The following is a 12242-nucleotide window of genomic DNA, read 5'->3' on the forward strand; positions in this document are numbered from 1 at the left end:
TAAATGAACTATTTCTCAACATCTGCAGAAAGTGTTGGTTTTTCATACTTCTGAAAAGGTTGTTTTAGCAATTCTTTTATACTACTATTTTTTATTTCATCTGGAAATACATCAACACCATACACCAAATCTTCTCTTTCCATATACATGTAGGTTCCAAATATACGATCCCAAATACTAAATATATTACCATAATTAGAATCTGTATAAGGTAATCTATAATGGTGATGTGTTTTGTGCATATCTGGCGATACAATAACATAACTCAATGCTTTATCTAAACCTTTAGACATTTTGATATTAGCATGTGTAAATTGAGTAAATATTAAAGACATAGACTGATACAAAAACACTAAAGCTATTGGTGTACCTACTACGAAAACACCAAGCAATGTAAACGCAAATCTAATAAGACTTTCTATTGGGTGATGCCTATTGGCAGTGGTTGTATCTACTTTATGATCTGTATGATGTACCAAATGCACCATCCAAAGCGGTTTTACCTTATGCTCAACAAAATGTGCGAGATAGGCTCCAAAAAAATCAAGCAACAAAAGTCCCAGCAAAGCATATAACCATAGTGGCATCTCTGGAAACCAATTAATAATACCAAAATCATTAGCCTTTACCCAATCTGCGGTAGCTAATAATAAAAACGCCAATGCAAAATTGATAATTATTGTTGTTAGTGTAAAAAAGAGGTTTGGTAAGGCATGTTTCCATTTTTTGTATTTAAACTTAAATAAAGGCACACCTCCTTCTAAAAGCCAAAAAAATGTGAGACCACCAACTAAAATAAGGCTTCTATGCGATGAAGGAATAGTCTCGAAATAAGTTATTATACTCTCCAATAGATCTAAGAATTAAGATTAATAATGAGTTGTGCTTTTTTCAAATTTACTGAAGAAACTTCAACCTTCCATATTTTAGTGTTTTTTTCATTTTCTAAAATACTATAGGCAGTGTAATATAAAAAAGCAATAAATGTTCTATTTTTATTCTGAATGCTTTCTGCATCCATTTTCTTCAATTGCCTCAATACTTTTTTGGGGCGTTTTAACAATAAATATTGCTGCAGTTCTAGCAAGTCGCATCGTTGTTGCAATAGTAATTGATCTTCTTTAATTTCCTTTTTTGTTAAGGCTTTTGCTTCATCAATATAAACGCTCGATAAAGTCAATAAGTCTGACCTTAGGTTTTCATTTACATACATAGAAAAATCTAAATATTTTGAAGCCAAATAATAGGCAGAATAAAATGATTTTTCGGTTTGGTAACCTTTTAGTTCTGGAGTTATAAATGTTGTACTTAAACTATATTTCTGAATAATTTTTGTAATGTTTTGTATATCCTCAGAATATGAATTGGATATATTTAAAATGTTTCCATTGACATCCATAATTTTAATAGAGTTGTCATTAAATTTATCAATATATCTCTGGCTACGTTTACCCTTAACTTCATAATACATTAGCCCATATTTATCCTCACTAACAATAACTGGCACAAAATGTTCCCAAATAAGTGGACTCACCTCTTCGTCTGTAAATAAATTTTCAATATATACAAGGTTTCCTTTATCATCATCCACAAATATTGGATAAGGATACTCTGTAGCCCCTTCCCAAACCATAAGTACCATTTTGTTTTGTACCAAAGCTAGTTTTTGAGCGATATCTAAATCCGTCATCCAAGCTTGAGCAAATGAAATATTGACCGCAAATAGTATAAATAGAGATTTTAAGAAGAGGTTTTTCATGTTATTTTTTTATTCAATATCTCATCAAAAATTATTCCGAATCCAAATATTACAATTGAATTCGTTTTTTCATTTCTTCAACAATATTATATGCAGCCGGACAAATAGCCACATTCTTTAATGTTAGGTTAGATATTTGTTGAAACTTCTTTCTGTCTGTATGCGGAAATTCTCTGCAAGCTTTTGGTCTCACTTCATAAATAGAACAAAAATTATCTGCACCTAAAAACGTACATGGTACGGACTGTAAAACGTAATCATTTTCTTCGTCTAGACGTAAGTAAGTTTCAATAAACTGTTGTGCTTTCATTTTAAATGACTTTGCTATACGTTGTATATCTTTATCTGTAAATAAAGGCCCTGTGGTTTTACAACAATTGGCACAATCTAAACAATCGGTTCTTTCAAACTCCTCTTCGTGCAACTCTTGCATTAGATAATCTAACTGCTTTGGCGGCTTCTTTTTTAGCTTAGCAAAAAAGGTTTTGTTTTCCTTATGCTTATCTTTGGCGAGCTTTGGAAGATTATTGATTTGGTCTTGCATAAAACAAATTTAACTAAAGTTCTCGATACAATTTCGATAAAATCGAAATCACTCAAAATGACACAAAAAATATGAATAAGGATATCTTCGGAAAAGCATTATTAGATTACCAATCAGGAAATTATTCTGAAGATATTATTACTTGGACCAACATTTCTGATAAAGACGAATTACCACTTCCCTATTTATTTAGAGATTATTTTGAAATGCCAAAAATCGAACAAAAAGCTCTACAACTAACAAAAGGAACTATTTTAGATGTTGGTTGTGGTGCCGGAAGTCATAGTTTGTATTTACAACAAAAAGGGTTTAAAGTTAAAGCCATTGACAGCTCCAAAGGCGCAATTGAAGTTGCTAAACAACGTGGTGTTTTAAATACTGAATTAAAGCCTCTTTTAGAGGAAACTCAATCGTTTGACACTATTCTATTATTAATGAATGGCACAGGAATTTTTGAAGAATTAGCTCAAGTTTCTAATTACTTGAAGCATTTAAAATCGCTCTTGAATCCTAATGGCCAAATCTTAATAGATTCCTCTGATATTTCTTATATGTATGATGAATATTACTCCGAACGCTATTTTGGTGAACTCAATTATTTCATCAGTTATAAAGGTGAACAAGAAGCACCAATGAAATGGTTATATATCGATTTTGAAACTTTAAATACGGCTTGCCAAACGGTTGGCTTAAAATGTGAGAAGGTTATGGATGGTGAGCATTTTGATTATTTGGCTAGGATTTCTTGAGTTGTTACATTGAGATTCGCGGAGTTTCACAGAATTTCACTTAGTAAAACACTGTTTAAACCTTTTATACTAAATATTACTGCACCTCACCTCCAACTACAGTCTTCAGCACTTTAATATTAGGAATCTCATTAGCATCAACCGTCATAATATCTTTATCTAACATAATAAAATCAGCAAACTTACCCACTTCGATACTTCCCTTTTCGTTTTCTTCAAAATTAGAATAGGCCGCCCAAATCGTCATTCCCCTTAACGTTTCTTCTCTACTCAAGGCATTTTCCATTTGAAAACCTCCTTCAGGATACTGCTCTAAATCTTGTCTGGCAACAGCCGCATAAAAGGTTAAAAACGGACTTACGCGCTCTACCGGAAAATCGGTACCAAGAGCTACTTTTCCATAAGCTTTTAATAATTGCTTATAGGCATAAGCTCCTTTTATACGCTCTTCACCTACGCGATCTTCTGCCCAATACATATCACTTGTTGCATGAGTTGGTTGTATCGATGGCATTACATTTTTATATAAATCGAAATCTTCTGGAGATACTATTTGCGCATGTTCTACTCTCCAACGTCTATCGCTTTTTCCCTTTAATACTTTATTGTAGGTTTGCAGTACAGCATGATTTGCTGAATCTCCAATAGCATGTGTATTCATTTGATAATCTGAGTTTGCTATGCGCTCAGCAGACTTATTCAGTGTTTCTAAATCTGTAACCATTAAACCCAAATGCCCAGGTTTATCCGAATAAGGTTTTCTTAGCATTGCACCTCTCGAACCTAATGCTCCATCTGCATAAAACTTAAATGATCGTACATTAAGTCGGTCTGTTTTTATGATTCCTTTACCTAAAAAGTAATCTAGATTGTCTTCTGAGGCTGAAACCATAGCATACACTCGCATTTTTAAATCACCAGTGTTTTGCAAACTATCAATGAGTTCTATAGCATACTGTCCTAATCCAGCATCATCAACAGTTGTTAAGCCCAAATCAAAACATGTTTTCTGAGCTTCTAAAAGAGCATTAACAGCATCTTTTCGTGTTGATTCTGGCCAATGCTCCATTACCAAAAATTCTGCATTATCTACTAATACACCTGTGAGTTCTCCATTTTCAATAACAACTTCTCCACCTTCAACTTTACTGTTTACAGTAACATTACCCATATCTAAAGCCGCTTGGTTACATAAAATTGCGTGACCATCAATTCGTGTTAGTGCAATTGGCGTATTAGGAAATAGTTTATCTAATAGTTTTTTATTTGGAAACTTCTTTTCTTCCCAATCGTTCTGATCCCAGCCTCTTCCTAATATAAAATCATTTTTTCTTTTATTCTGAAAATCTAAAACCCGCTTTACAACCTCATCAAAACTTGTTGTTCCGACTAAGTCCACGGCTTGTTCATTGAACCCTAAACCTAAAAAGTGGCAGTGTGCATCTATTAATCCAGGCACAATGGTTTTACCATCTGCATTAATAGCATATTTAACTTCATACTTATCCTCAATGTCACTGCTATTTCCTACCTCAATTATTTTCCCATCTTTTACAGCAAATGCTTCAGCTTTACTAAAAGCCTCATCTACGGTGTAAATATTTGCATTTGTAACTATTAAGTCTGCTTCTTGTTTGTCTGTTTGACATGAAAGAATGGTGATAAGAGTTACAATTGAGAGTAGTTTTTTCATGCTATATATTATTTAAAATTAAGGTCTCGACTACGCTCGACCAGACAGAATTATTAATTATTGTAAAAATAAGAAAAGCATTCCGATTTGGAATGCTTTAAAATATCTTGAATTACAGATGCTAGCTAAAAACAAGAAAGCTTAGCTATACTCTACGTGTTAAAAATCAAATTGATAAGTAGCACCTGCTAAGAATTGGATACTCTGCACAGGGAAATTTGCCCATCTGTTATAATCTTGATTCGCTATGTTATTAACCTTACCAAAAACTGAAAGTTGCTCATTGATTTTATAACCCAAATGCGCGTTAGCATCTAAATAACTATCTAATGTATAATTCGTTGGCTCTAGATTTAGTAAAGTGCCTGTGTAATTACTTCTATCTTTACGCTCACCAACATAATACAGACTACCGCCAGCATACCACTTTTCTGAAATTTGATAATCTAAAAAGACAGATCCTGTAACGTCTGGTAGATTCCAAGCTTCAGCTTGCTCATCAACGTTATAATTAAAATATTCTCCTTTAATACCCAACGTGAAATTTCTATTTACGTCTATACTTAATTCACCAGCAACCGAAAATGTTTTTACATCATCGTATACGACTCCAAAAGAATTACTGTATTGATAATCTTCTTCTTGCGTATCCGAAATCTCATTAATTCTATATAAAGCTTTGCTTTCTTCCGCATAATAATTCCCCTTAATGTTATAGCTCACATTGTTAGATAATTTTCCTTTTAAGCCAACAAAAGCTTTGTATTGTTGATTTGTTGGTAACACAAATAATGTTGGTGACACAAAAGGATTTGTATTAGCAAAGTCGTAATATGAATTTTGAATTAAGTCTCCTTTAAGCCCTCCATAAGCGATAACTATTTCATCCACTAATCGATAGGATGCTTCAATATTTGGGTAAATAAAGAATTTGTTATTACTAAATTCTGTATCATTTAGATATACCAGTTTTACACCCAAATCAATAGTTAAATCGTCTTGAGTCATTCGGTATGATGGTGCTAATCCAAAAGCTACATTACCATACCTTAATTCTTCATCTACATTATAATTTCTATCAAAACTTCCTCCAATATAATCTATGGAAAATTCGGTATTAATAGTTTCTCCTTGTATTGGTAAATCGAAACTTGTTTTAGCTACAAAACGATTTTCTCCAGAGTTCTGGTTATCTCCAAAGCGTCTAAAACGTACACTACCATCTTTTATAATGGCATCATCGAACTTTAATTTACCTCCAACATAAAAACTATTAAAAGAATGCCCTGGATCAATCATATCTATTTGATCTTGTGTAAATGTATCTGATGGCAAACCATACCAATTATAAGTTTGCAAATCGAAACCTGCATCTACTTTCCAAGAAAAATCTCTTAGCTTTTGAGAATAATGAACGTTTAAACTTGTCTTAGAAAAGTTGTCATCTAATTCTATATCTTCAATGCCTCCAGCGGAAGAATGATGACTAAAATAACCACCAACATTTTCACCACTATTTAACTCATGGTTTAGGTAGACCTCACCTAAAACAGAAGTATAAGTTCCTACGCCTAATGACGCATAATTATCGTAAAGTTTCACAAATTTTGCTTTATCAACTTTTGCTGCTTTTCCTTTAGCAGGAGTAAAGGTGGAGGCTACAGGTATAGAAAAAATATTGTATTTCACTTCCTTTTTCTTAACCACACTAGAATCATTTAATTGCGGAGTGTCTTTTATTTTAAAGGCATCAGATATTGTAGGTGTATATGGTTTTACAACATTTACAACTTGGTCGTCTATGGTGTCCTTTGTTCGTTCTTGGGCAAATACAAAATTTAAAGAACTTGTTATGGTGATTATAAAAATTAAAAACTTGATTTTCATATTTAATATTTTGATTACAAATATTTGACGATTATTAAGGTTTATTCTTCAGTTGAGCTCTGCTCAGTGACCAAAAAAGGGTCTAATTATCGTCTGTTTCGATTGATGAATTTGTTTTTGCTTCTTCAGCTTTTATTTTATTTAACTCAGTTCTTGCTTCTTGTGCAACATCATCAAAATCTGGAAAATTCGATATCACACTTTCTAATATATAGGTGGCTTGAAAAGCGTCTCCTAAAGCATAGAAATTTTTAGCCATTACTACCAAACCTTTAGCGCTGTAGTATTTGTAACTACTATAATCTTTCGCTAATTTTTGAATGGTGGCATTAGAGGCTTCATACTTACCTTCCTTGTTTTTAAAATATCCATTGTAGAATAATGCTTCAGCAGCAACACTACCAGTTGCAATTTTTTCTACATCTGCATAAGCGTCTTTTGCTTTAGCTTCGTTACCAGTCTTAATAGCCGAACGTGCAATAATAATTTTAGCATCGCTCATTACTTTTTTATCTAATTTAGAGTTACCCAAAACTTTCTCAGCATAAACCTCAGCATTACTGTAATCTTCAGTTTGGTAATAGGCATTCATTAAATTAGATTGTGCATACACCACATTTTGAGGATAATCAGCCTCACCTTCTAAACGCTGTAAAATAGGAATTGCTTTAGACCAGTTAGAATTAGTTAAATAAGTTTCGCATAATTTCACTATAGCTTGCTCTGTGTATTCACTTTTAGAAGCATCAACTACATACTCATAGTGTGGTTGCGCATTATCAAACAAGTCTTTTTTGTAATACATCTGCGCTAAATAGAAATGAGATTTTAAAGCATGTATACCTCTTGGAAATTGATTAAGATACTTATTAAATTGTCGGATAGCTTTATCAGTATCGTTATCTAAATATGGTTTTTCTGCCGCTAAATACATGGTATTATCTAGTTCTACATCTGTAACCTCAACATAATCTAACGATTTTACCCAACGTGCATATTCATCTACTCGACCTAAATCTATATAAATTAAACGTGCCGTAGAGACGGCCTGAACAGCTTCACCCGAACCTGGAAAATCCTTAGCTACTTTTTTAAATTTATTTAATGCGCTCTCATTATCATTTCCATTATAATACACTAAACCTTGGCGCAATAATGCTTTAGATGTAAATGCACTGCGTCTGTATTCTGAATTTAATCGGTCGTACATTTGCATCGCTTTATCTGTATCTCCAGATTTTACATAAGAATTTGCTAACTCGTACATAGCATCATCTCGTAAAGCTGATTTAGGATAGCCATCTATAAATGTTTTTAACTCTGAAGTTTTAGTAGAGTTTTTACCCAAATAACCATAACTCATTGCCTTTTGAAAAGACGCATAGTCTGTTTCAATCTCGTTAATTTGAATCGCTTTATCATAAGCATTAATTGCATTTTGATATTTACTAGACACAAAATAACCATCTGCAACTCTTAAATAAGCATCATTTCTACGAAGTCTGTCATTAGAATTTTTATCTATAAACTTTTGAAAGTAGTTTGAAGCATTTGCATAATCCTTCAACTTAAAATAGGTATAGCCTAGATTATAATTTAAATTGTCATTTTCTAGCAAGTCTGAAGATTCTGCTAAACCATTAAATTGCTTAAACCCGATTAAAGCATCGTTATAATTGGTTAAATTATATTCTGTTTCTGCTTTCCAAAAAGTTGCTTTAGCCACAAACACTGGTTCTCTAGGCTCTTTTAACGAACTATTAAATAAGTCTAAAGCTTCTCTATACTTAGTTTCATTATACAACTCAATACCTCTAAAAAAAGCTACTTTTTGATACGCTACTTTATTTTCGAAACTGTTTTTTCCTTTTAACAAATCTAAAGCCTCATTATAGTTTTTAGAAGTGATATAAGAATCTATCAACAGCGTTTCAATTTCTTCTCTGTAACTTGTCTCTGGATATTTCTCTAAATAACCAGCTAAAACCTGAGGAACAGATTGATATGGATTTCCAATCTCATAACTAATTTTAGCATAATTTAGCCATGCATCCTCTTGTATTTGCACATCATAGTCCATTTGTGATGCATTTCTAAAGGCGTTTAATGCTTCTGGTTTTTTATCTAGATTGATATAACTTTCACCCAAATGATAGTATGCATTTTGGGCTACAGAGTTATTACCATCTATAATTTTATTAAACTCAGATATAGCCGATTCAAAATCATTTTGTTTGTAATGCGCGTAGCCTAATTGATAGTAATCGGTATTATTCCACTTACCACCTTTACCTTTATATGCTTTTAAATATGGTATGGCTTCAGCGTATTTCTGAAGGTTAAAATAACTTTCTCCGATAATTTTAGATAATTCAGATTCTTCATCACCTCTACTCTTTGGTAATTGCTCTTCTGCTAATTCTATGGCTTTTTCAAACTTCCCTAATTTAAAGTTTAAATCGGCTTGGTAATACGATAGTTTCTCTTTGTATTTTTCGTTATCGCTAACCTGGTCAAAATATTCATTGGCTGTATCGTAATCATCACCTTCATACGCCATATAACCAATATAATATTTGGCTTGTGAACCATATTCTTGAGAATTAACGACACGGTTTAAATACTTGGTCGCTTCTTTTTTACTTCCTGTAGCATAATAACTATAACCATAATTAAAATTAAATCGATCGCGTTCTGAACGTGCAATGCTGCGCTCTTCTACTTTATCATACCATTTGCGAGCATAGGCATACTTTGAATTTTCAAAATAATAGTCCGCTACATCTAAAAATGCAGTATTTCGTTTGGTGCTTGTTGGATACTCTTCAACAAAATCGGCAATTAAATCGTCTGCGTTATTCTGATTTAATCGTACAGCGCAATTAGCTATGTAATAGGCACAATCTGATTTTATGGTAACATCACTTGTGTTGTACTCAATATCGTCAAACAAGGACTGAGCCGCTTTATATTGCTTATTGTTGTATAAGGTTAATGCTTTCTGATAATCTTGTAAATCACTAGTATATATAGCCGATTTTTGCGCTATAGCAAGTGATGAAACTAAAAGAAAAACGATGAGGACTTGTCTTTTTAATAATAGCATTAGCTTCGTTTTTTGATTATTTTATTGATGATTCAAATATAATTCAATACAAAATCTATAACGATAGAAATTCTGTATAATTATAAACCGACTTATTAAATGTTAAAATTGATTACACATTAAATAAAAAAATTCTGCGTTAATCTATTTAATGTTGATTTGATATTTGATTTTATTAATAATACATTTACACTTATCAAATTTTAAGCCATAAATATGTCTGAAACGGTTCTACAACTAAAAGATGCAACGATATACCAGGGAGAGAGCATGGTGCTTTCAAATGTAAATTTTGAAATGCAAAAGGGAGATTTTGTTTATCTTATAGGTAAAACAGGAAGTGGTAAGAGTAGCTTTATGAAAACACTTTATGGTGATTTAGAGCTTTCTGAAGGTGAAGGGTCTGTTGTGGATTTTAATCTCAGAACCATGAAAGAGAGTGACATACCATTTCTGAGGCGAAAGTTGGGTATTGTTTTTCAGGATTTTAAGCTGTTACCAGACCGTACAATTATTGGTAATTTAGAATTTGTTCTTAAAGCGACTGGCTGGAAAGAAAAAGACCGAATTAAAGACCGTATTGATGATGTTTTAGATAAAGTTGCCATGAAAACAAAAGGCTTTAAATATCCTCATGAGCTTTCTGGTGGCGAACAACAACGTATTGCTATTGCACGTGCTTTATTAAACGATCCAGAACTTATTTTAGCTGACGAACCAACCGGTAATTTAGATCCTCAGACCAGTATTGAGGTTATGGAAGTTTTGCAAGACATTAATAAAAATGGTAATACTATTTTAATGGCTACACACGATTATGCTTTACTCCTAAAATATCCTAGTAAAACTTTAAAATGTGATGAGAATAAGGTATTTGAGGTTGTACAACGAAAGAGCTAACGGCTATGTATAAAAGCTTAAAGAAAGTTGCAAACTTTATAATCCCTAAGCAAGTTTTACGTAAAAATGAGATTTTTTTAAGAAAACTCATTAGTATTAAGTATAAAGGCAAAAAGCACAAATGCAACATCTGCAACTTTCAACTAAAGCAATTCATTGAATTAAAAAACAACGATTTACTATGTCCAAGATGTGGTAGTCGTAGTAGAACAAGAAGATTGTTCCTTCAATTGGAAAAAAGCAATTTACTAAGCGGACAAGTTTTGCATTTTTCACCACCACGTTCCCTATTTGAAAAGTTAAAAAAACAAAAAGGCTTAAGTTATTTTGGTTCTGATTTTGAAAATGAATTCTTAGCTGATCATAACTATGATATTACATCTATAACACGTGAGTCTAATTTCTTTGATTTTATTATATGTTACCATGTATTAGAGCATATAGAAAATGACCAAGCAGCAATGAAGGAATTATATCGCGTATTAAAACCCTCAGGAAGCTGCTATATACAAACCCCTTTTAAAGAAGGTGATATTTATGAAGATATAAAAATTACAACGCCAAAAGAACGAAAAAAGGCATTTGGGCAAGAAGACCATGTTAGAATTTACTCTATTAACGGTTTAAAAAAAAGACTAGAATCAGTAGGTTTTATGGTTGAAACTAAGATTTATGAAAATGATTTTTATTTAGGTCTAAAAAACGAAACCGTAATCGTAGCAAGGAAAAATTAAAATTGTTCTTACTTCTTATACACATGTGGGTTTTTACGCACTCCTTTTTTAAATACTTTACGAAGTAACATTCTCACTTTTGAGTCTAGATCTAAAACGAAATTAGTAAACGTATCTTCTGGTCTTCCTCTAAATTTTGTAACATGAAATTTATCTTTCTCTCTCAATGGTGACTCACTAAAATAATAATTAGAAAGACAACATCTACTTTTATCTACAGTTACTTTATTTACGGAATGCCAAGACAAATCATGCGTTGCCATAACTACTAACCTATTAAATTTACTCTCTATTGTAACCGCTTCTTTTTTAGGTCCATTGGGCCACAATTCTAAATGACCTCCATTTTCCGTTTCCCAATTTGGTGTTACATAATACAAAAGATTTAAAACACGCCATCTTAAACGCTCTGCATCATGCGAGTTATCTAAGTGAGGGTGCAAAAAATTATTTTGAGCCATTAAGGAAATACCACCAGCATAAAGTGATTCGTCTGCGTATAGTGAATTAATACTGCAAATTTCACCAATTATATCTACCACTTTTTTATCCTGAAATGCATACAACACATCTTCTAATAATTTATGATGTTTATCCATTTGAGCAGAAACATATTTAAATTCCCTGAGGCTCTTTAAACAACGCATTTCGGATGATTTCGGAAAAACTTTAAAACACGCCTCTGCAATCTCTTTTGGTAATAAATCATCTATATAGAAAAAACCAATTTTTTCTTTAGAGTTTTTAAACTGCTCTATAAGATTTGCCTTTTCACTATAAATTTTATTGTAAATAAGATTAGAAACATCTTCCGTTTTCGGCATCACCATACTAGTAGAATTTTTATTGCTGCAATTTAACGTTTTTAAT

At 32.2% G+C, this 12242-nt stretch carries 10 protein-coding genes; 3 read left to right on the forward strand and 7 right to left on the reverse strand.

From position 1 onward, the window contains the following. Positions 1–8: 8 nt before the first annotated feature. From H8K90_RS00315 to H8K90_RS00325, 3 genes are read right to left on the reverse strand one after another with little or no spacing between them, the layout of a single operon-like run. On the reverse strand, positions 9–851 hold the full coding sequence (locus H8K90_RS00315) for a sterol desaturase family protein (protein WP_186843954.1): 843 nt from the start codon (positions 849–851) through the stop codon (positions 9–11). Between the two features lie 5 nt (positions 852–856). Beyond that, positions 857–1759 (reverse strand): hypothetical protein, encoded by a 903-nt coding sequence (locus H8K90_RS00320; protein WP_186843955.1) that lies wholly within the window; start codon positions 1757–1759, stop codon positions 857–859. 49 nt (positions 1760–1808) lie between these two features. Next, positions 1809–2303 (reverse strand): YkgJ family cysteine cluster protein, encoded by a 495-nt coding sequence (locus H8K90_RS00325; RefSeq protein ID WP_186843956.1) that lies wholly within the window; start codon positions 2301–2303, stop codon positions 1809–1811. A gap of 71 nt (positions 2304–2374) precedes the next feature. Here H8K90_RS00325 and H8K90_RS00330 point away from each other — a divergent pair, with 71 nt between their 5' ends. Then, positions 2375–3052, forward strand: a complete 678-nt coding sequence (locus H8K90_RS00330) for a class I SAM-dependent methyltransferase (protein ID WP_186843957.1) — start codon at positions 2375–2377, stop codon at positions 3050–3052. Between the two features lie 76 nt (positions 3053–3128). Here the strand turns inward: H8K90_RS00330 and H8K90_RS00335 are convergent, their stop codons facing one another. The 3 genes from H8K90_RS00335 to H8K90_RS00345 all read right to left on the reverse strand — a co-directional run bounded on the left by H8K90_RS00335 (position 3129) and on the right by H8K90_RS00345 (position 9738). After that, positions 3129–4745 (reverse strand): amidohydrolase, encoded by a 1617-nt coding sequence (locus H8K90_RS00335; protein WP_186843958.1) that lies wholly within the window; start codon positions 4743–4745, stop codon positions 3129–3131. Positions 4746–4904: 159 nt separating this feature from the next. Beyond that, entirely contained in the window at positions 4905–6632 is a 1728-nt protein-coding gene (locus tag H8K90_RS00340) for a TonB-dependent receptor (protein WP_186843959.1), read from the reverse strand. Positions 6633–6714: 82 nt separating this feature from the next. Next, positions 6715–9738: a tetratricopeptide repeat protein gene (locus H8K90_RS00345; protein ID WP_186843960.1), complete on the reverse strand. Its 3024-nt coding sequence runs from the start codon at positions 9736–9738 to the stop codon at positions 6715–6717. A gap of 216 nt (positions 9739–9954) precedes the next feature. Here H8K90_RS00345 and H8K90_RS00350 point away from each other — a divergent pair, with 216 nt between their 5' ends. Both H8K90_RS00350 and H8K90_RS00355 read left to right on the forward strand, forming a co-directional pair. After that, the gene (locus H8K90_RS00350) at positions 9955–10638 is read left to right on the forward strand and encodes a cell division ATP-binding protein FtsE (RefSeq protein WP_186843961.1); all 684 of its coding nucleotides are present in this window, start codon (positions 9955–9957) and stop codon (positions 10636–10638) included. Positions 10639–10643: 5 nt separating this feature from the next. Beyond that, positions 10644–11372 (forward strand): class I SAM-dependent methyltransferase, encoded by a 729-nt coding sequence (locus H8K90_RS00355; RefSeq protein WP_186843962.1) that lies wholly within the window; start codon positions 10644–10646, stop codon positions 11370–11372. Between the two features lie 8 nt (positions 11373–11380). On the opposite strand, the gene H8K90_RS00360 is transcribed toward H8K90_RS00355, so the two are convergent. Continuing rightward, the gene (locus H8K90_RS00360) at positions 11381–12202 is read right to left on the reverse strand and encodes a 2OG-Fe(II) oxygenase (RefSeq protein WP_246457458.1); all 822 of its coding nucleotides are present in this window, start codon (positions 12200–12202) and stop codon (positions 11381–11383) included. Between the last annotated feature and the right edge of the window lie 40 nt (positions 12203–12242).

Origin of the sequence: Winogradskyella echinorum, assembly GCF_014297365.1 — a bacterium.
GTDB lineage: Bacteria > Bacteroidota > Bacteroidia > Flavobacteriales > Flavobacteriaceae > Winogradskyella > Winogradskyella echinorum.